17 protein-coding genes are annotated in these 18,979 nt (G+C 67.6%); 8 read left to right on the plus strand and 9 right to left on the minus strand.

The features are described from left to right. Positions 1 to 471 (minus strand): hypothetical protein, encoded by a 471-nt coding sequence (locus ON34_RS03680; RefSeq protein ID WP_157172154.1) that lies wholly within the window; start codon positions 469 to 471, stop codon positions 1 to 3. A gap of 191 nt (positions 472 to 662) precedes the next feature. Between ON34_RS03680 and ON34_RS33295 the strand changes: the two genes are divergently transcribed. The 3 genes from ON34_RS33295 (at position 663) to ON34_RS03695 (ending at position 3,243) form a co-directional block, all read left to right on the plus strand. Continuing rightward, positions 663 to 1,226 carry a TetR/AcrR family transcriptional regulator gene (locus ON34_RS33295; RefSeq protein ID WP_051022116.1) on the plus strand — a complete coding sequence of 188 codons (564 nt, stop codon included), beginning with the start codon at positions 663 to 665 and terminating at the stop codon, positions 1,224 to 1,226. Position 1,227: 1 nt separating this feature from the next. Next, the gene (locus ON34_RS03690; RefSeq protein WP_040774405.1) at positions 1,228 to 2,418 is read left to right on the plus strand and encodes an FAD-dependent oxidoreductase; all 1,191 of its coding nucleotides are present in this window, start codon (positions 1,228 to 1,230) and stop codon (positions 2,416 to 2,418) included. Between the two features lie 405 nt (positions 2,419 to 2,823). Next, positions 2,824 to 3,243: a hypothetical protein gene (locus ON34_RS03695; RefSeq protein WP_040774246.1), complete on the plus strand. Its 420-nt coding sequence runs from the start codon at positions 2,824 to 2,826 to the stop codon at positions 3,241 to 3,243. Between the two features lie 132 nt (positions 3,244 to 3,375). Here the strand turns inward: ON34_RS03695 and ON34_RS33300 are convergent, their stop codons facing one another. The 8 genes from ON34_RS33300 to ON34_RS03735 form a co-directional block, all read right to left on the minus strand. After that, positions 3,376 to 5,769: a hypothetical protein gene (locus ON34_RS33300; protein ID WP_051022117.1), complete on the minus strand. Its 2,394-nt coding sequence runs from the start codon at positions 5,767 to 5,769 to the stop codon at positions 3,376 to 3,378. 468 nt (positions 5,770 to 6,237) lie between these two features. After that, positions 6,238 to 6,984, minus strand: coding sequence for a CPBP family intramembrane glutamic endopeptidase (locus ON34_RS03705; RefSeq protein ID WP_040774249.1), 747 nt, complete (start codon positions 6,982 to 6,984; stop codon positions 6,238 to 6,240). Positions 6,985 to 7,267: 283 nt separating this feature from the next. After that, positions 7,268 to 8,218 carry an RluA family pseudouridine synthase gene (locus ON34_RS03710; protein ID WP_040774252.1) on the minus strand — a complete coding sequence of 317 codons (951 nt, stop codon included), beginning with the start codon at positions 8,216 to 8,218 and terminating at the stop codon, positions 7,268 to 7,270. 51 nt (positions 8,219 to 8,269) lie between these two features. Beyond that, a complete protein-coding gene (locus tag ON34_RS03715; protein ID WP_245547870.1) occupies positions 8,270 to 8,848 on the minus strand; it encodes a putative glycolipid-binding domain-containing protein in 579 nt (192 codons plus the stop codon). An 8-nt stretch (positions 8,849 to 8,856) separates the two neighbouring features. Further along, positions 8,857 to 9,306 (minus strand): TIGR03667 family PPOX class F420-dependent oxidoreductase, encoded by a 450-nt coding sequence (locus ON34_RS03720; RefSeq protein ID WP_040774256.1) that lies wholly within the window; start codon positions 9,304 to 9,306, stop codon positions 8,857 to 8,859. Between the two features lie 95 nt (positions 9,307 to 9,401). Beyond that, positions 9,402 to 9,596, minus strand: coding sequence for a hypothetical protein (locus ON34_RS03725; RefSeq protein WP_040774412.1), 195 nt, complete (start codon positions 9,594 to 9,596; stop codon positions 9,402 to 9,404). Positions 9,597 to 9,869: 273 nt separating this feature from the next. After that, positions 9,870 to 10,577, minus strand: a complete 708-nt coding sequence (locus tag ON34_RS03730) for a siderophore-interacting protein (RefSeq protein ID WP_040774258.1) — start codon at positions 10,575 to 10,577, stop codon at positions 9,870 to 9,872. 100 nt (positions 10,578 to 10,677) lie between these two features. Next, positions 10,678 to 11,148 carry an MTB12 C-terminal domain-containing protein gene (locus ON34_RS03735; RefSeq protein ID WP_040774260.1) on the minus strand — a complete coding sequence of 157 codons (471 nt, stop codon included), beginning with the start codon at positions 11,146 to 11,148 and terminating at the stop codon, positions 10,678 to 10,680. Positions 11,149 to 11,303: 155 nt separating this feature from the next. Between ON34_RS03735 and ON34_RS03740 the strand changes: the two genes are divergently transcribed. The 5 genes from ON34_RS03740 to nbtC all read left to right on the plus strand — a co-directional run bounded on the left by ON34_RS03740 (position 11,304) and on the right by nbtC (position 18,971). Then, positions 11,304 to 12,614 (plus strand): SidA/IucD/PvdA family monooxygenase, encoded by a 1,311-nt coding sequence (locus ON34_RS03740; protein ID WP_040774262.1) that lies wholly within the window; start codon positions 11,304 to 11,306, stop codon positions 12,612 to 12,614. A gap of 40 nt (positions 12,615 to 12,654) precedes the next feature. Further along, positions 12,655 to 13,590 (plus strand): methionyl-tRNA formyltransferase, encoded by a 936-nt coding sequence (locus ON34_RS03745; RefSeq protein WP_040774263.1) that lies wholly within the window; start codon positions 12,655 to 12,657, stop codon positions 13,588 to 13,590. A gap of 180 nt (positions 13,591 to 13,770) precedes the next feature. Next, on the plus strand, positions 13,771 to 14,523 hold the full coding sequence (locus ON34_RS03750) for a thioesterase II family protein (protein ID WP_040774267.1): 753 nt from the start codon (positions 13,771 to 13,773) through the stop codon (positions 14,521 to 14,523). A gap of 19 nt (positions 14,524 to 14,542) precedes the next feature. Next, positions 14,543 to 15,859 (plus strand): beta-ketoacyl [acyl carrier protein] synthase domain-containing protein, encoded by a 1,317-nt coding sequence (locus ON34_RS03755; RefSeq protein ID WP_040774415.1) that lies wholly within the window; start codon positions 14,543 to 14,545, stop codon positions 15,857 to 15,859. Then, positions 15,852 to 18,971 carry a nocobactin polyketide synthase NbtC gene (nbtC, locus tag ON34_RS03760; RefSeq protein WP_051022118.1) on the plus strand — a complete coding sequence of 1,040 codons (3,120 nt, stop codon included), beginning with the start codon at positions 15,852 to 15,854 and terminating at the stop codon, positions 18,969 to 18,971. The genes ON34_RS03755 and nbtC overlap by 8 nt, the downstream gene beginning before the upstream one ends. Positions 18,972 to 18,979: the final 8 nt, after the last annotated feature.

The following is an 18,979-nucleotide window of genomic DNA, read 5'->3' on the forward strand; positions in this document are numbered from 1 at the left end:
TCATCGAGCATGCGGATGAGGTCGCTCGATCGTGTTCCGGGCACGTGCCCACACTTCCTCTGCCTCGAACCGCTCGGCTCGCCACGAGTCCACCGCGACACCGACCTGTCCGCGCCACTTCCGCATGATGTCGGTGTGCACCGGCCATCGCACGAAACGCCGCATATCCTGCTCGGTTTCCCACACGGAGATCGAGCCGCCACGTAATTGCGAGGGCCGACCCCAAAGCCACAGGCCGACGGCACCGTGCATCACGGGCCAGGTTCGCCCCAACTTCATTCCGGTCTTATAGATCAGCTGAACGTCCTCGTCGGAGGTGGCCAGGAAGTCCGTCACGCTGACGAATACCGGGCCGGAGATGTTGTGCCGTGGTCCGGCTTGCCACGGCATGAGCACAGTGCCTTCTGAAAATGGCTGGTCGTCCGTCATGGCCGCGCCTGCTCGGCCGAGGGGATGCGCCTTGGAGCGCATATAGTAAGCATACATTGATGATACGCAGATGCGTATGATCTGATCAACAGTCGTAAATCCTTATTCCGCTGGGGGTTGCGGGGATGCCTTCTCGCCGTGCGCATGGTAGCTTCGTTTCATTGAATGATCGTTTAGTCAATTAGGTTGTGATGGGTAGCCGACGAGAACAGGCTGAGTGGCGGCGTGAGCGCTTGCTCGACGCGGCGTTGGACGTGTTCGCCGTGAAGGGGATCGACGGGGCTTCGGTCAAGGACATCGCGGCTGCGGCCGGGGTGACGCCTGGCTTGCTGTATCACTATTTCCCCGGCAAAGAAGCGCTGGTGACCGCGTTGCTGCGGGAACGAGGGTTCGCGCGGCAGTTGCGCGAATTGCTGGAACAAGCGCGGGGGCGATCGGCGAGCGAGGTCCTTCCCCGGGTGATGCGCGAGTTCGACGGCCTTCTGGCCGACAACGCCAAGCTGCTCAGGCTCTTTTTCGCCGCGGGCCATTCGCACGAGAACGTTCGGGCCGTGCTGGCGGAGTTCGTGGCCGAAGGACAGGCGGCGATGGCCGACTACCTGCGCTCCCGTGTGGCCGCGGGGGAATTGCGCGACCACGATGCGCACACCACCGCGACCGCCCTGTTCGCGACGCTCGCCGTGGGGCGCAGCGCCGGAAGCCCGGTCGATGTCGATGAGCTGGCCGGTCTCGTCCTCCACGGCCTCATTCGACCCGATGGCGGCACGCCGCCCGAAGGAGAGATTGCCGGTGCATGACATGACGGTGCAATGCTGCGTGGTAGGCGGCGGCCCCGCCGGGCTGATGCTGGGGACGCTGCTCGCCCGGCAGGGCGTCCAGGTGACCGTGCTGGAGAAGCACGCCGACTTCCTGCGCGATTTCCGCGGTGACACGATCCATCCGTCCACCCAGGAACTCATCCATGAACTCGGCTGGCTGGACGAATTTCACCGACTCCCGCACAGCACCATGGACCGGGTCACCGTCGCCGTCGGTGGTACGCCGGTGACATTCGCGGATTTCCGGAAGCTGCCGGTCCGCAGCCCCTATATCGCGTTCATGCCGCAATGGGAATTCCTGAATTTTCTCGCGACGAAAGCCGCGGGGTTTCCCGGGTTTTCCCTCCTGCGGCGCACCGAGGCAACCGATCTGCTCATCGAGAACGAGCGCGTCGTCGGCGTACGGGCGACCACCGACACCGGTGCGCTCGAGATCCGCGCCGATCTCGTCGTCGCGGCCGACGGTCGGCACTCGCGCATGCGAGACCGAGCCGGTTTGCGTGCCGAGGCGAGTTCGCCACCCATGGACGTCCTGTGGTTCCGGCTGTCGCGGCGGGAGTCCGACCGGGTGGAGTTCTTCCAGGGCGGCAAAGGGGCCATGGTCGCCATCGACCGCGGTGACTACTGGCAGGTCGCGTACACCATCCCGACGAATTCCTATCAGGAGCTGCGGACACTCGGCATCGGCGAATTGCACCGCAGGATAAGCGAACTCGCGCCCGCGCTGCATGATCGCGTCCACGAACTGGCCAGCTGGGACGACATCCATCAGCTGACGGTACGTGTCGATCGGCTCGGCAGCTGGTATCGACCGGGCCTGCTCTGCATCGGCGATGCCGCGCACGCCATGTCACCGGCGGGCGGTGTCGGAATAAACCTGGCCATCCAGGACGCCGTGGCGACCGCGAACATCCTCGGCCCGAAACTGCGCACACACAGCCTCACCGACGCCGACCCGCCCCGCGTGCAAGCGCGCCGCCAACTGCCGGTCAAACTGACCCAGCTGTTCCAACTGGCCATCCTGCGCGACCTCTACCCGAAGAACCTCGACGACAACACCGCCACCCATCTGCCACCGGTCTTCCGGGTTTTCCGGCGGGTACCGGCGCTACGTCACGCGGTCGGCCGGTTCATCGGACTCGGCGTTCGGCCGGAACACATCCGGAGCTGAACGCGGGTGGCGGATACGGCGAATTCCGCTTCGGAATATCGCTGCGTACCTCTGAGTCCGCCCTCGACTCGATACGTGACCTCCGCGCGTGAAACCCGCTGCGGTTAGGCCGCTGGTCAGCTTCGCCCGTTTGGAGTCGTCCGCATCCGGCTCGAACTCGATCCCCGATCCGGCGGACCATGGACGATACCCGCCGAGCCGACATGATGAAGTGGGCACGAGTTCCGCCGCACGGGGCGATCACGCCTCCGAAGTTCCAACGCTCCACGCGGACAGGACCTGAACTCCAGGCGAGTGTCAGCCGAGTCGCAGAGGCCGGTCGGATTGTACTGTGCAGGAAGAGAACTGCGACACCCACAACAGATGGTTGATTCAACGAGCTGGAACCGAAGGGGAGCTGAGCCAATGAAACTCCGTAACGTCGCGGCCGGCGTCGCGCTTGCTGCTGCCGCGTTTTCCCTGACCCCCGCTGTTGCTTCCGCCGAAGACCCGGAGTTCCCGCGCAACGGGATCGTCCCGCCCGGGACATATCAAATTTCTCGCAACCCAGCGAATGTCGTGGGCACACCGCTGGAGAACTGCGCGCTGCAAGTCTTCGTGGACGGCAGAACAGTGGTACTGGTCTGCGGGACCTCCAGCCGGGGCGGGCGTCAGACCCCTGTCGGCCCCGACGAAGCCTACGTAACCTTCGATTCCTTGCCTTTCGGGCTGGATCTGCGCGACATCGATCCGCGCCAAGGGCAGTGGGTCGGCACGGTCAACATCGCGGGAACCCCGATCATCGCTCCATACCCGTTGGCGGGAGTTTGGCTGATTCGCCGCTAGCTCGCGCCGCGCGCTCCACGGTGTCGATCCGGACGCCGAAATTTCGGCATCGCCGCGAGCGCGAACAGCGACGCGTCGGCGTAATTAGGCCGCCGAAGATTCCGCAGGCGACGGCGGCAGCGAGCTGGCGGGTCAGCCGATGACGAGGTAGGGCCGGTGGACTCGGATCGCCGAATCCAGCACGCGGGTGACCGCGGCGCGGGAGACTCCGAGTTCGTTCGCGATGGCAGGCGTCGTGCCGCCTTGGTCGGCGAGCGTGAGGATCTCCCTGACCTCTTCGATCGGCAGGTTCGACAGGCGTCGGCCGGTGATGGCACGGGCGATTGCCGAGATCTCGTCGTCGTCGGTGTCGGCTTCGTCGGTGTCGGTGCCGAAGTCGTCGCCCTCGTCGTCTTCGTCGAGGATCGGCATCGGCTCGGCGCGCAGGTGTGGGCGCGTAGGTTCGGATGACTCGCCGAGCGCGAGGTGTTCGCTCTCCGCGTCGGCCGAACGGTCGCCCTGTTCGGCGGACAGGGACTTTCCACGCGCCGCCGCGCGCGGTGCGGCGGAATTCGACTGAGTGGCTTTGGTGCTCGCCGCACCGGACGTGCGAGTGGGCTCGGTGATGCCGGTGCTCGGGTGCCCTGTGCTGTCGATTCCGAGATGCGCTCGCTCGGCCCGATGGCCGCCCAGATCCGAACTCGGTTTCGCATGGCTGTTCATGACCGGCGCATCGACCGGCGCGGCCGACCGCTTCCCGAGCATGAACTCGCCATCCAGGTCGTCTATCGAGATCTGGTGTGCGGCAGACGCTTTCGTATCTTCACGGAGTGTCTCGGCAACCGGTGCTTCCGAAATGCCGAGAGCGTCGCCCGTGCCGGATGAAGCCTCGACCGGGAGGATGGCGTGCCCGTTCGTGGCGAGATAATTCCCGTTGCCGTTGCCGTTGCCGTTGCCGTTGCCGTTGCCGGGCGGCGGAGCGGTGCGCCCGCTGGTGTTCGGCGAAGTGTCGTGCCCGTCGGCCGGGATGTCGCGAGCGTAGCCGTGGCTGGAGGTCTCCACTGTGTGCTCGTTGGTCGCTTGCGGGACTGCGCGGCCGTCGGCAGCTTCCAAGGGGTGTCCGTTGGTCGACGGTCCGTCGGCTGGACCTGAGGTGGCGGAGATGTTGCGGACCTCAATGTCCGGGTGGGTGTCCGCGTTGCCGGTGTCGGCGGCGCGATCGGTGGGGGCGGCAGCGGCATGCCCATTGACCAGGTTGCGAGGACGGCCGCTGGCCGAGGTCTCCACCGGGTAGCCGTTCGTGGCCTGCGGGAATACGTGTCCGTTGGCATGAGGCGGGACGGCGTGACCGTTGGTCGATGGTCCAGCGGTTGTGGCGGACGTTTCGCTGACGTGGCCGTCCGGATGGTGGAGTGGGTAGAAGCTGGCCGTGTGGTGGTTGTCTACCGAGTGGCCATTGGTCCGCCCGTGGGTGACTTGGCCGTTGGTCGGCGACGGCTTCGCATGGTCGGTCGGTGCCGCGGCGGGCTGCCTCGCGGACGTCGAGGCGGCACTCTCCTCGTGCCCGGCGTCGGTGCCGGTGAAAGCCGCGGTGTCGTTGCCGGAGTGATTACGACTGCCCGGCCGATCGGTCCACGTGGAGCGGGAGCCCGCACCGGCACCGCTCAGGCCCGGCGCGTCCGAAGCTGCGTCCCAACGAAATCCACCGCCTTTCGCCGGACCGTCGAGGTGATAGTCGGGCCTCCCCGCGACCTGTTCCGCGTCGATCCGGATCATCGGCGCGTCGCGGTCGACCACCGGCGCACCATCGATCAGCACCGCGTACCGTGCGGAAACCCAAGCGTGCAGCCAGATCACCACGCCGACCATCACCGGGGCGATCGCGTACTCGGCCGCGCGGCCGAGGTCGCCCGCGGCCAGATGCGGTCCGGTGTTGAGCGCGACGGTCGTGCCGAGCAGCGCCGCCTCGAAGAAGATCACTTTGCCGCGCGCCAGTTCGCGGCCCCATCGCGCCGCGGTCGTCGCCGCGACCATGATGGTGATGATCGGGATCGAGATCATCGCCTCGATGCCGTAGCTCAACCAGTACAGCGGATCGGACATGTCACCGCTGGGCACCAGATTGTGCTGCACATTGACTCCGGCCCACACCATGCCGAGCACGACCACCGCGATCAAGGCCCGCGACGACCACTCGGCCCGCCGGTAGAGCTGCGCCAGCCGCGCGTCCTCGCTGGACACCCGCCGCCGCGCCGCCAATGCGCGCCGATGCCAGCGCGCGTCGGCCTCGTCGGCGCGGCGCAGCGCGGCGGCCGACTTGCGGTCCCGCTGCTCGGCGGCCAGCTCCGCTTCGATCTCCCTGCGCCGCTGCTTGCGCCGCTGGGCGCGAATCCACTCCGCGAGTTCGCGTTCCGCGGCGACCTCCCGCTCGGACAGCACTTCCAGCAATGCCGGGTCGTATTGCAGGGGCAATTTGCCGCGCGCTGTCTCGACTTGCTGTGCCAGCGCGGCAATCTCGGAACTACCGTTCGACAGTGCGTCGGACATCGCGAGCCTTCCCGAGAGCAGGTGTCATGTCGAGTGGTGGAGACATGAGTGCTCGAACATATGTGTGATCGGAGTGAGACTAAACCGGCCGCTGCGCGTGGTCAATGTCGTCGACGGGGGCCGAGGGGCGACACGCCGAAACAGGGAAATCCCCGGTACGACCCGAATATCCGGATGAGCGGCTGTTTTGCCGATGCCTCCGCGTGTCGAAACTCCGTTCGAATTCACAGAGCATCCAGTGACCGGAAACGGTATCGTAGGCGTTCGCTATCCGGCCGACCGGGGTGACGCCATGCGCTTGCGCGCAGGGAGCATTCCCGGATCCGCCCGGCTTGGAAGCGTGGCAGAACTCGGAGCGGCCGCGGCAACGCGGAAACGCCGATCGATGAAACCATTCCTCGCCGAGAAATTCGATTCGATCCTTCGTCGCGCCCACACCCTCCAAGGCGAACGCAATTCGTCCCCCGCTCAGGTGAGCGTGGTGTGCCACACGACCGCGGCGGCCAATGCTCCTGCACCGTTCACCGACCAGTGCAGGGCGATCGGGGCGAGCAGGCTGCCGCTGCGGTGGCGCAGCCAGGTGAATACGACACCGGCCGCGGCCGTCGCGACGACGGCGAGCATGATCCCGATGACCTGCCCGGCGACGCCGCCGCCGATGACTCCGGTCAGGCCGCGGTTGCCGGAGGTGAGCCCGAGCGAGGACGCGATGTGCCAGAGTCCGAACAGCAGCGAGCCCGCCGCGAAGACGCCGCGCGCACCGTAGGCGCGGTGGAGTGTGCCGTGCAGCACACCGCGGAAGGCGAGTTCCTCGGGGATGACGGTCTGCAACGGGATGACGATCATCGAGGCGATCAACGCGCCGGAGATGGTCGCATACCGATCGGCCAGGAAGAACGGACGGGTGATCGGCAGTGCCGCGCCGATCGCCACGACGGCGAGGACCAGTGCCACCGCGGCCAGGCCGTAGACCGAACCGCGCCGCCAGTGCCGCGGCGAAAGGCCCAGTTCCGACCAGCCGAGCCCGCGCCTGCGCATCAGCGCGAGCAGCACCACGGCGGCGACCGGCACCGTCACGATGTTCGCCCACGCCGTGGTGAAGTGCGCGATCAGATTGGTGCCTGCCAGGACGACCACGACGACGGCGACGTCGATGTAGGCGTGCATCTTGTGGCGTGGATGGGGCGCTGCTGCTGCTCGGTCCGGCTCAGACATCCGGACCAGTGTACGAATCGGTGCTGGGCCCGCTACGGGCCATGCTTCCCACTGCCAGACAGGTCACATTTCCCGTCGTCTCCGAGGATGCCGACGTCCGCGCAGGGCACAAGTGCGCGGCAGCGACGCCGGAGGCCGAACGGTCACATTTTCGGGTCGTGTCCGAGACCCGAGATCCGCGCGATTGACAAGCGGCGAATTGCCCGGCGCGAGCCGGAGTCGGACGATCACGTTTCTCGGTCGTCTCCGAGACCGCCGAGGGTGGCGTACATAAAACCGCACATCATGCGGTGCGATCGGACAGGCACCCGGCCCACCCGTGCGGATCGGTCCAGGCCTGCAACGTGCGGGTGGTGTCGAAGCGGCGTGGTTCCCGGGTGACCGGATCGGTGAACTCGAGCGAGGCGGCCAGCAGTTGCAGCGGCTTGCGGAAGTCGTCGACCGGCTTGTCGGTGAGGACGGGATAGAAGTCGTCGCCGAGGATCGGGATGCCGAGGCTGTTCATGTGCAGTCGCAACTGGTGGGTGCGGCCGGTATGCGGGCGCAGCCGATAGCGACCGAGCCCATCGCGGTGCTCGAGCAGTTCGATCTCGGTTTCGGCGTTGGGTTCGCCCGGCACCTCTTGGGCCGCGAGCACGTGCTTCTCTTTGATGATCCGGCTGCGCACCACGCGCGGCAGCGCGAGGCTGGGATCGAACCGCGCGATCGCCTCGTACTCCTTGCGCACGGTGCGCTTGTGGAACATGGTCTGATACGCGCCGCGCCGGGCGGGATTGATCACGAACAGGACCAGGCCCGCCGTGCCGCGATCCAGTCGATGAGCCGGGACCAGATCGGGGAGGTCTAGTTCCCGGCGCAGCCGCACCAGCGCGGTCTGCAGGATGTGCTTGCCGCGCGGGATGGTGGCCAGGAAGTGGGGTTTGTCGACCACGAGCAGGTCGTCATCGCGGTGCACGATGGGGATGTCGAACGGCACCACGGTCTCCTCGGGCAGATCGCGGTGGAACCAGATCGCGCCGCCCGGCACGTATGGCGCGTCGGGGGCGATCGGCCCGTCCAGGTCGACGATGCCGCCGGTGTGCAGCAGTTCGTCGATCCGCGCGGCGGGCACCCGGGGCAGGCGCTCCACCAGGTGGTCCCGGATGGTCGCCCAGTGGCCCTGCTCCGGTAATCGCAGCCGGGCCGGGTCCAAGCCGTGCCGCTTCGGCAACGGCGGTTGTTGCCGCCTTCTCATCGGTAACGACCCTAGTAGGCGGGTGAACAGGGCATATCCGAGGCCGCCGGTTCACCGTGCGCGGACCGCGATCCCTGGGTAGTCCAGCACCAGTCCGGACTTGTCGTACTCGAGGGTGCAGCTGAAATCGAATTCGGGTGCCGAATACGCGAACCGCGGTCCGTGCTCGCCGTCGGCTATGCGGACATAGCGCTGTTCCATCCGGGCCACCGCGGCCCCGGACGCCAGCACGTACGCCGCGGGTGCGTCCGCGTCGTCGCCGATCTCCTGCGCCAACCGATGCACCGGCAGCGCGTTGGTCAGTGCGGAGGACTCCAGATCCACGTCCAGGCAACCGTCGAGCAGCGATGCGGGCATGCCGTCCAGGAACCACGATCCCGCGCCGTCCGACTCCAGCACCAGCGTGTTCCAGCCGCCTGGTTTGCGGATGGCCACCTGGGCCCGGCGCGTCCGCCATTCGGTGTCGAGCGCGATTCGGTAGTCCACCACCCACGCCGCGCCGTCCTCGACGGCCGTCGTGCAGCCGTCGATGAGCACGCCGAGTTCGGTGACCCGGAAGTAGGCCACCTCGAACCCTTCGCGTGCGGTCCGATGCCGCCAGGCGGCGGTGGACGGCGGCGGCGCGAACATCATGGGGATCAGAACCCGCGCAGCCGATCCGGGGTGACGCGCAGGACGACCGAGTACTCGGCGTAGAACTGCTCGTCGGTCATGTTGATCGAGCGAAGGCCGTCGGTGTACTTCGCGGTGAACGCCGCGATTTCGTCCGCGCCGGGCCGCTGTTCGTCGACGCGCGCCGCGCCGGTGAGCACGACGACGTCGCCGCCGGTGGCGGTGCTGTTGAGGTTCAGCGCGACCCGGGGATTGCGCAGGATGTTGCGGATCTTCGGCTGGCCGGGCTTGCTGAAGATCAGGAATTCACCGTCGCGCCACTGGAACCAAACGGGGTTCGGCTGCGGTGTTCCGGTGGGGCCGACGGTGGTCAGCCAGAGAATGGATTCACGGTTCAGGCGTTCGGCTACCTTCGCGCCGAACTCGGTCGCGGTGTCGACGACGGGGGCGGATCGGTCGGATGCCGTTGTGGTCATGGCAGAGACAACACCGCGCCTCCCGGGACGATTCCGCTCGACACAGAAAAAGCCGATTCGCGGCGCCCGAGCGCACGCCCGCGGGACGCGCGCCATTACGGCGTTGCCCGCTCGTCCAGCACCATCAATCGGGCCTCGACCAGCGTCCTGCGTGCGCGCCGCCGGACTCGGCACAGTTCGACGCTGCAATCCAAGTGCACCTGCATGGCCCGGTGCGCTTGGCCCGCGGTGAGTTCGCCCGGGTCCCGCGCGCAGTTGGTCAAAGCCGAAAAAAGGTTCGCGCCATACATATTCGCCACTCCTATGTGGTCAAGTGGTTCGCTTTCCGTCGAAGTTAGCGATGCACATGCGCTATCGGACCACGATTCGGCACCGTTCACGGAGGTTTACCCGACCCGTCGACAGCTCGAAAACCTCAGGTTCGGAGCAGTTTTCGCACATTGACGGAACACGTCCCGCAGGACAACGCCGGGTTCGCGAGCCTTTCCATGCGGCCGCGCGGATTCGGCGTCGATCGAGTGGTCGCGCACGAGGTCGTCCTCGGGAATGACCGAGGGTATGACCTACTTCCAGTAGGCCTGGTACTTGATCGAGGTCTTGGGCAGGCCGTGGGTGGTCTTGAAGGTCTTCACGATCGACCGGGTGGTCTGGCCGCAGCAGGCGACCCACGCGAAGGCGTCGTCGGCGCAGGTGATCTCCTGCGCCTGCTCACGCAGCAGGCGACCGTCGTCGATCCGTTGCAGCCAGGTCACCTGGTGGTGCGGCTTGTTGCGCACCGGCAGGGTGACGTCCGATTCGTGCTGCCACTCCAGCCAGACCCGGGCCGGGACGTCGCCGATCGCGTCGAGCAGCGAGTTGATCGCGGGCAGGGAAGCCGTGTCGCCGAATACGAGATACTCGCTCGGCGGCCGTTCGGGCAGTTGGAAATCTGAGCCGAGCACCGTGACGTCGAGGTGGTCGCCGACGGCAGCGCGCTGCGCCCACCGGGTGGCCGGACCATCGTGCAGCGCGAATTCGATGGCGAATCGGTCATTCGCCGGGTCGGGGTCGACAAGGGTGTAGCCGCGATGGTGCAGCTTGTCGCTCTCGCCGTCCGGAATCCAGCAGCGGATCCACTGCGTGGGATGCACCGGATGCTTTTCCAGCAGCCCGCCCGCGGTGAAACCGATGCGCAGATAGTTGTCGGTGATCTTCTCGGTGGAGGTGACCGTGATCCGGTAGTCGTCCCCACCCCAAGCCTTGACCAGCAGACCGTTGAATCCCTTACCCATGGCAGTTAGGTTAGCCTAACGGAAGTGGATTGTCGCGTGTGGCGCGTGTCACGCCGAACGGCCCCGCATCGCGGGGCCGTTGCCCCTGAGGCGCAGGCGATTACAGGTTGCAGGGCAGGAACGCCACGCTGGCGATGGTGCATTCGGCGTCTCGGGTGAGCTTCCAGGTGCCGTCGATCTGCTTCCAGGTCAGGTCGAAGTAGAACGGGTCGAAGCCGTCCACCGCGGTTTGCAGCTGTGCGCTGAGGATGTTGCCGTTCACGCTGACCGGGCCGAGGATGGTCCAGCGGAAGCTCGGCGGAGCGCTGGCCATGGCAGCGCCGACCTGGTCGAGCAGCGGCAGGCCCGCCTCGCCCGCTTCGAGTTCGGCTGCGCGGACCGAGCGCGCCGCGCCGGTGTTGATGGCCGTCTGCAGCTTGGCCTTCAGCTCGCCCGGACCGGGCGCGGCGGCTTGCGGCGGGGCGGTCAGCGGTGCGGCGGTCGCGGGGGCGGTGGCCGCGACGGTGCCGAAGGCGCCGAATAGTGCGACAGCGGCGAGCATTGCGGCCTTGGTGCGGGTGGTCCTGAACATGCGTGTCCATCCAATCGTTTTGCGAGGCGGGTTCGGTGATGCCGATACCCATCGAGCAATATAAGGTAAGCCTATGCAAACTTGGAGGCCAGGTTGCTGCTGTACCGGCAGGCGGAGGGGCGGGTGCAGCGCTCGCGAGAGAGTGGGAGAGCGGAGTGGAGACCCTACTGGTAGTCGGCGCGGGGCCGAAAGCCCTTGCGGTAGCGGCGAAAGCCCATGTGCTGCGGAAGCTGGGGCTGTCCGCGCCGAGGGTGGTCGTGGTCGAAGCGCACGCGGTCGGCGGCAACTGGCTACCCAGCGGCGGCTGGACCGACGGTCGGCACCGGCTCGGCACCAGCCCGGAGAAGGACATCGGCTTTCCGTACCACTCCACTTGGGCACGAGGACACAACCGCGCCATCGACGAGGCCATGATGGCCTACAGCTGGACGTCCTTCCTGGTCGAGCACGGCACCTACGCCGAGTGGATCGATCGCGGCAGACCGAGTCCGCAACATCATGTCTGGGCCAAGTATCTGCAGTGGGTGGCTCGGCAGATCGAGCTGGAGCTGGTGCTCGGCACGGTGTGCTCGATCCGGCAGCGCCACGAGATAGCGGGCGACGGCTGGGCGGTCGAGGTACTCGGCGCCGACGGCGCCCGCACCGAAATCGACGCCGACGCCTTGATGCTCACCGGACCTGGGCGCAGCGGCAAGGCGCTGGCCGAGCATCCTCGGGTGCTCAGCATCGCCGAGTTCTGGGACCTCGCGGGTAGACGAAGCCTTCCGGTCTGCTCGCGGGCCGCGGTGATCGGCGGCGGCGAGACCGCGGGCTCGGCGCTGGACGAGCTGGTTCGGCACGAAATGCTCACCATCTCGGTGATCTCGCCGATGGCCACTATTTATACCCGCGGCGAAAGCTACTTCGAGAACTCGCTGTTCAGCGATCCGACCAAGTGGAACGCGCTGAGCATCCAGGAACGCCGTGACGTCATCCGGCGCACGGACCGCGGCGTGTTCTCCGTTCGGGTGCAGGAAAGCTTGCTGGGCGACAATCGAGTCCATCACTTGCAAGGGCGGGTGACCCGCATCGCCGAGTGCGGCGAGGGCGTCGCCGTGACGTTGCGCAACGAACTGCGCGCCGACCAAGTGCACAACTTCGACCTGGTGGTGGACGCGACCGGCGGCCAGCCGCTGTGGTTTCTGGAACTCTTCGACGCCGAAGCGGCGGATCGGCTGGAGCTGGCCGTGGGCGGGCCGCTGACCCAGGCGCGGCTCGAGGCCTCGATCGGTTACGACCTGGCGGTGTCCGGTTTGGCGGCGAAGCTGTATCTGCCGAATCTGGCGGCGCTGGCGCAGGGACCCGGCTTCCCGAATCTGAGCTGCCTGGGCGAACTTTCCGATCGAGTGCTGCGGACCGCGCCGTCGCGTGCTGGAGGCATGCGGCGGAGCGCGATGACGGGCCACGCCGGAAGCGCAATCAGATAGGCTAGGCTAGCCTTAGCTTATCTGAGATGAGGTTCGTTTCATGCGTATCGTGTCGTTCGGCTTCCAGACCTGGGGGCGCAAAACCCTGCAGGCTCTGATCGATTCGGAGCACGAGGTGGTGCTCGCGGTCACCCATCCGGCCAGCGCGCAGTCCTACAAGGCGATCTGGTCGGATTCGGTCGAGGAACTGGCCCGCGAACACGGCATTGCGGTACATCTCACCGAACGGGCCGACGCCGAGACCATCGACCTGGTGAAGCGGGCCGAGCCCGATGTCATCGTGGTCAACAGCTGGTACACCTGGATGCCCGCCGAGCTGTACAACCTGCCGCCGCACGGCACGCTGAACCTGCACGATTCGCTGCTGCCCAAGTTCACCGGCTTCTCTCCAGTGCTATGGGCGCTGATCAGCGGCGAATCCGAATTCGGCCTGACCGTGCACCGCATGGACGACGGCTTGGACACCGGCGACATCCTGGTTCAGCACTCGCTGCCCATCGGTCCCAACGACACCGGCACCGATCTGGTGCTGCGCGGCATGGAGTTGATTCCCGGCGCGCTGAACGATGCGCTGGCCGCGTTGGAGTCCGGCACGGCGGTTTGGCGACCACAGAACAAGGCCGAACGAACCTACTTCCACAAGCGTTCCGAGCGCGACAGTCTCATCGACTGGAGCTGGACGGCCGAGGATCTGGAGCGTTTCGTCCGCGCGCTGTCCGAGCCGTATCCACGCGCGTTCACCTTCTATCGGGGTGAACGGATCGAGGTGCTCGAGGCGCGCGTGTCGCAGGCGCGCTACGGCGGCACCCCCGGCCGGGTGATCGTGCAGGAAGGCGGTGGCGCGGTGGTCGCCGGACCCGACGCTCATCGCGGTGGCAATCGCGGCCTGGTGATCACTCGCGTTCGCACCGCGGCGGGTGTCGAGCACTCCGGGGCCGAGTTCTTCACGCGTGGCGGTTATCTCGCGGACCGGTGACGGAGCACCCGGCGACACTCTCGCTATTTAGGGTAGCCTAGGCTAATATTGGGCGTCCGACCAAAGACCATCATCAGTCAGTGCAGCGAGCGGGGGGTGTTGTACGCCGCCGACAACAGTAGCGGCTCGTGGTGCGCGTAGTCGCGCCGCGGGACGTCCGGCGGGAGCAGGAGTCAAAAAATGCCAGCAAATCTCGGATGGATCCGACAGTTCCACAAGCCACACTCGGTGGACTGCCCACCGCTACTGATCTTTCCGCACGCAGGCGCGGGCGCTTCCGCGTATCGCACGGTCTCCAAGACGCTGAGCGCGCACTTCGACACGAAACTGCTGCAGTATCCCGGTCGTCAGGACCGCGCCGCGGAACCGGCCGCGGCGACGCTTCCCGAGATCGCGGCCGGTGCGTTCGAAGCCTTCCGGTCCGAGCCCGCCGCCGACGTTCCGCTGACCGTCTTCGGCCACAGCATGGGCGCGATCATCGCTTTCGAATTCGTCCGCTTGGCCGAGGCCGCGGGCGTGCCGATCCGGCTGCTCGCGGCATCGGCCGCCGCGGCGCCCGGCCTGATCGCTGCTCTGCCGGGGCATCCGACCGACGACGAAGAACTGCTCGACCATATGACGGCGCTCAACGGTACGGGCGCCGATGTGATGTCCAGCCGCGACGTCTTGCGGATGGCGCTGCCGGTGATGAAGGCGGACTACCGCGCGTTCGACGCTTACGCCTGTGCCGAGGACGTCCGGATCGAGACGCCGATCCAGGTGCTCGGCGGTGACGACGACCAGTTCGTCGCACCGCGCGATCTGTACGCGTGGTCGGCGCACACCCGGTCCGGCGCCGAGGTGACGCTGTTCGCCGGTGGCCACTTCTACCTGCACGACCATCTCGACGGCATCGCGGAATTACTTGTGCCGCAGGCCAGCCCGGTCGTCTAGCGACCGCGCGGAGGACATGATGAGCACAACCGAACGCGCCGATCCGATCGTCATCGTCGGCATCGCCGTCGAGGCCCCCGGCGGCATCGATACGCTGCCCGACTTCTGGGCGATGCTCGCCGAATCGCGCGAGATGATCGAGCCGTTCCCACGTGACCGGGAGTGGCCGATCGCCGAATTGCTCGCGCTGGGTCGCCTCGACGGCTGGTCGGCGGTGCCCGATGCCGGTGGTTTCCTCGACGGCGCGGCCGATTTCGATCCGCAGTACTTCGGCATCACGCCGCGCGAGGCGGTGGCGATGGATCCGCAGCAGCGGGTCGGCATGCGGGTGGCATGGCGGGCGCTGGAACACGCGGGCATCAACCCGGACGCGCTCGACGGGCACGCCGCCGGATGCTGGATGGGCGTCTCGATCACCGAGTACGGTCCGCGCGTCACCGGCGTCAACGAGTACAGCGGCTACCGGGCGACCGGTACCGCGCTCGGCGCCGTCGCGGGCCGGATCTCGCACGGACTCGGCCTGATCGGTCCGTCGGTGAGCGTGGACACCGCATGCGCCTCCTCGCTGACGGCGGTGCATCAGGCCGCGGCCGCCATCCGCGCGGACGAATGCGACTGGGCGCTGGCCGGGGGCGTGTGCGTGATGGGCACCCCCGGCGCCTTCTTCGAGTTCTCCAAGAACAACGCGTTGGCCTTGGACGGGCATCTCCGTGCCTACGCCGCCGACGCCACGGGCACCCTCTGGGGTGAGGGCGCGGGGGTGATTGTCCTGGAGCGGGAGTCACGGGCCCGCGCGCAGGGGCATCGCGTGTATGGACGGCTGCTCGGCTCTCGGGTCAATCACAATGGCAAAGGCGCGCCGCTGGCCGTGCCGAGTGCCGCGGCCCAGGAACGACTGGTCCGCGACACTTTGGGGATCAGCGGTGTCGCGCCGGAACTGGTGGGGCTGATCGAGGGCCATGGCACCGGCACCCCCGTCGGCGATCCACTGGAGCTCGCGGCGCTGAGCGCGACCTATGGATCCGCGGGCGGCCGGGCGTTGCTGGGTTCGGTGAAGTCGAATGTCGGTCACGCGCAAGCTGCATCGGGCATGCTCGGCCTGATCAAGGTACTGCTGTGCGGCGCGCACGGACAGATCGCCCCGACGTTGTGGTCGGACAACCCGACGACCGAAATCGACTGGGATGCCTCGGGCCTGAGCCTGGCCGCGAAATTCGAACGATGGGAGCCCATCGACGGAATGCGTTATGGCGCCGTGTCCTCGTTCGGTGTCGCCGGCACCAACGCGCACGCGATCGTCGGCATGCCCGTCCTGGAGGAGGACACCGATGTCTAGCTACCGGATGCCGGACGGCACGATCCCGGTTCTGCTCTCCTCCGACCGCGCCGAGGGTTTGCGCGCGGAAGCCGCAGCGATCCTGCGTTACCTGGAGACCCGCCCTCGGATCGATCCGGATCGCGTGGCGGACACGCTGTTCCGTACCCGTACGCCGCGCCGCCACCGAGCGCTCGCGCTGGTGACCACCCCCGACGAACTGCTGGATGCGCTCCGGGCGGTCGTCGCGGACACCCCGCACCCGGCGGTCGTGTCGAGCGAGGGACCAGCGGTCGCGCGGCGTATAGGCTTCGTTTTCCCCGGCCAGGGCAGCCAGCGTCCCGGTATGGGCACGCTCTATTACGAGAGCTCCCCCGAGTATCGGACGACGGTCGACCAGTGCGCCGCCATCCACCTGGATCGGTTCGGTCACTCGAAGCCGTTGCACTACCTGCTCGGGCACACGGGCGAATTCGATGATGCTGTCTGGGAAGTCCAGCCCGCGCTGATGTTTCACATGACCGGCTTGGCCGCCATGTGGCGAGCCGCCGGTGTCGACCCGGACGCCACCATCGGGCACAGTCAGGGCGAGCTGGCGGCGGGTGCGGTCTCGGGCGTCATGACGCTGCGCGACGCGGTCCTCGCGGTGACGCACCGCGCGCGATGCGTCGCCCGTCTCTCGCCGCGCGGCTACTCGATGGCCGTGCTCGGCATGGATCGGGACGCCTGTGAGGCTCTGCTGGCCAGGCACTCCGGCTGGGCCGAGCTGTCGGTGGTGAATTCGCCGCACATCCTGGCGATCTCCGGCGATCGCGACACCATCGTCGAGATGGTGGAGCTGGCGAGCGCCCGCGGCCAGTTCGCCAAGGAGATCCGCGTCGCCTACCCGGCGCACACCTCCATCGTCAGCGAGTTCCGCACCGACTTGGAGGCCGCGCTCAACGACGAGATGAGCAGCAGTCACTTCACCGCCACGGACATCCCCTGCTACGGCGCCACGCTCGGCGCGCCGATCACTCCGGACCTGCGCCACGATCAGTATTGGTACTGGAATCTGCGTAACCGTGTGCGGTTCGATCGCGCGGTGGTCGCCGCCGCCACCGACGGGATCGACACACTGATCGAGATCGCCGAGCACCCGACGTTGCAGCTGGCGCTCCAGGAGAATCTGACTCTGGTGCCGAAGAGCTTGCCAGCCAAGGACTTCCGCGTGATCGGAACCTCGCTGCGGACCGCGGAGTCGTTGCGCGAGTTCGCCCGCAACGTGGCGTCGGTGGCGGTGCACGACGCCGAATACCGCTGGGATGCGCTGCGCGTCGAGTCCAGCGGTCCGCCCGCACTGCCGCTGCGCGATTTCCCGCACACCGTGCTCAGGGCCAAGAAACTGTGGGCCACGCCCGAGATCGGCGCGCTCGGTCCGCTCCAGGCGGCGCCCGAAGCGCCGAAGCCGCAGCGGCTGGTGGAGCAGTGGCGTCCACTCGAGCGCCGCACGCTGCTGCCGCCGCGCCGACTGGCCGTCGTCGACCACACCGGCCGCTGCGCGGAGCTGGCGAACGCGCTGGTCGCAGCGGCAGACCGGCACGGCGCGAGCGCGGTCCGCTTCAGCCCGGCGGACGCCACCGACTTCGACACCGCGGTCGTGCTGCTGCCGCCCGGGGTGGCCACCGACGGCGCCGGAACGATTCCCGACTTCGTCGAGTTCTTCGCCGAGCGCGCCTGGCAACCCGCATTGGATCGGTTGCGGCCCGGAGCCGAGTCGGAATGCTGGCTGGTGACCGTCGGCGGCGAGGCGGTGCGCCCAGCCGATCCGGTGCCGCACCTGTTCCACGGCGGTGTCGCGGCCGGATACCGCAGCATCGGCATCGAACGAACCGGCGTCCGCCTGCGCCATCTGGACCTGCCCGCGGACGCCGCCGGGCCGGATCAGGCGGCCCGGATCATCGCGGCGCTGCACACCGCGGGTGAGCCGGAGCTGGCGCTGCGCGACGGCAAAGTCTTCGTGAAACGCTTGGTCCCCGCTACCCCGAGCGAATCGGACGCGGCGGATCTCGCACACGTGTTGATCGTCGGCGGCACAGGTCAACTCGGCCTGCGCTTCTGCGAGCACTACGCCAAGACGGGCGCGGGTCGCGTCACGCTGCTGAGCCGATCGGGTGAAACCAACACGAACGCCGCGCAGCTGCGCAGGCTGCGCGGGCTCAGTGACACCGAGATCGTCGTGGCCAGCTGCGACATCAGCGACCCCGCCGCGGTCGGCCGGTTCGCGGCCGAGCAGGCCGACCGGCCGGTGAGCCTGCTCATCCATGCCGCGGTCAACTATGTCGACGCCGAATTGGCCGATATCACCGCCGATCTGGTGACCCGGGCCGCCGCATCGAAGGTCCTCGGCCTGGACGCCGTGCTGGCGAAGGTACCCCGCACGGCCGGGTGCCGGGTCCTGCTGTGCTCGTCGACCGCGGCGACGCTCAGCGGTCGCGGCCAGATTCTGTATGCCGCGACCAACCGCATGCTCGACGTAACGGCCCGCGCACTGCGGTCGGAGGGCATCGACTGCGTCTCGATCGAATGGGGTCTCTGGAGCGCGGCGGGTCCGCTCGACGCGGCTGGTTTCGACCGAGTCGCGAGTGCGGGCGCGATTCCGATGAACCCCGAAGACGCCATCGCGGCCGGACTCGCCGGGCCGTGGAGCGACGGGCTCGTCATCGCGGCCGATTGGGCGTTGCTGTCCGAGTTGCTCGAGGTCTACGGCCAGGCCGCGCTGCTGTCGTCGCTGCTCGTCTCGTCCGAGCAGCCGGTCACCGTCGCGTCCGAGCGGCCGGTCACCGTCGCGGCCACGCCGCCGGTCACGACCGCGCCCGCGCCGCAGGCGGTGCCGAGGGCCGCGTCGTCGGCCGACCGGCCTGCCTTGGCCGACCGCGTGCTCTCCGAGCTGCGCAAGGTCATGGGGGACGACGGCTCCGAATTCATCGACGGCTCCGTCCCCCTGGTGGCGCTCGGGCTGGATTCGCTGCAGGCATTGGACTTCCGCAAGCGAGTCAAGGCCGAGCTGGACCGGGATCTGCCGGTCGCGGCGATTCTCGGCGGCGCATCGCTGGACGATGTCGTGCTGCTGATGGCAGAGAACACCAACTAGGGCTGAGG

Origin of the sequence: Nocardia pneumoniae NBRC 100136, assembly GCF_000308755.1 — a bacterium.
GTDB lineage: Bacteria > Actinomycetota > Actinomycetes > Mycobacteriales > Mycobacteriaceae > Nocardia > Nocardia pneumoniae.

Excerpts from the sequence above, each read along its gene's own strand:
- ON34_RS03695 (WP_040774246.1), top strand. The coding sequence starts at position 2,824 with ATGAAACTCCGTAACGTCGCGGCCGGCGTCGCGCTTGCTGCTGCCGCG.
- ON34_RS03705 (WP_040774249.1), bottom strand. The coding sequence starts at position 6,984 with ATGTCTGAGCCGGACCGAGCAGCAGCAGCGCCCCATCCACGCCACAAG.
- ON34_RS03725 (WP_040774412.1), bottom strand. The coding sequence starts at position 9,596 with ATGTATGGCGCGAACCTTTTTTCGGCTTTGACCAACTGCGCGCGGGAC.
- ON34_RS03680 (WP_157172154.1), bottom strand. The coding sequence starts at position 471 with ATGCGCTCCAAGGCGCATCCCCTCGGCCGAGCAGGCGCGGCCATGACG.
- ON34_RS03690 (WP_040774405.1), top strand. The coding sequence starts at position 1,228 with ATGACGGTGCAATGCTGCGTGGTAGGCGGCGGCCCCGCCGGGCTGATG.
- ON34_RS03710 (WP_040774252.1), bottom strand. The coding sequence starts at position 8,218 with ATGAGAAGGCGGCAACAACCGCCGTTGCCGAAGCGGCACGGCTTGGAC.
- ON34_RS03750 (WP_040774267.1), top strand. The coding sequence starts at position 13,771 with ATGCCAGCAAATCTCGGATGGATCCGACAGTTCCACAAGCCACACTCG.
- ON34_RS03745 (WP_040774263.1), top strand. The coding sequence starts at position 12,655 with ATGCGTATCGTGTCGTTCGGCTTCCAGACCTGGGGGCGCAAAACCCTG.
- nbtC (WP_051022118.1), top strand. The coding sequence starts at position 15,852 with ATGTCTAGCTACCGGATGCCGGACGGCACGATCCCGGTTCTGCTCTCC.
- ON34_RS03735 (WP_040774260.1), bottom strand. The coding sequence starts at position 11,148 with ATGTTCAGGACCACCCGCACCAAGGCCGCAATGCTCGCCGCTGTCGCA.
- ON34_RS03730 (WP_040774258.1), bottom strand. The coding sequence starts at position 10,577 with ATGGGTAAGGGATTCAACGGTCTGCTGGTCAAGGCTTGGGGTGGGGAC.
- ON34_RS03755 (WP_040774415.1), top strand. The coding sequence starts at position 14,543 with ATGAGCACAACCGAACGCGCCGATCCGATCGTCATCGTCGGCATCGCC.
- ON34_RS33300 (WP_051022117.1), bottom strand. The coding sequence starts at position 5,769 with ATGTCCGACGCACTGTCGAACGGTAGTTCCGAGATTGCCGCGCTGGCA.
- ON34_RS03720 (WP_040774256.1), bottom strand. The coding sequence starts at position 9,306 with ATGACCACAACGGCATCCGACCGATCCGCCCCCGTCGTCGACACCGCG.
- ON34_RS03715 (WP_245547870.1), bottom strand. The coding sequence starts at position 8,848 with ATGTTCGCGCCGCCGCCGTCCACCGCCGCCTGGCGGCATCGGACCGCA.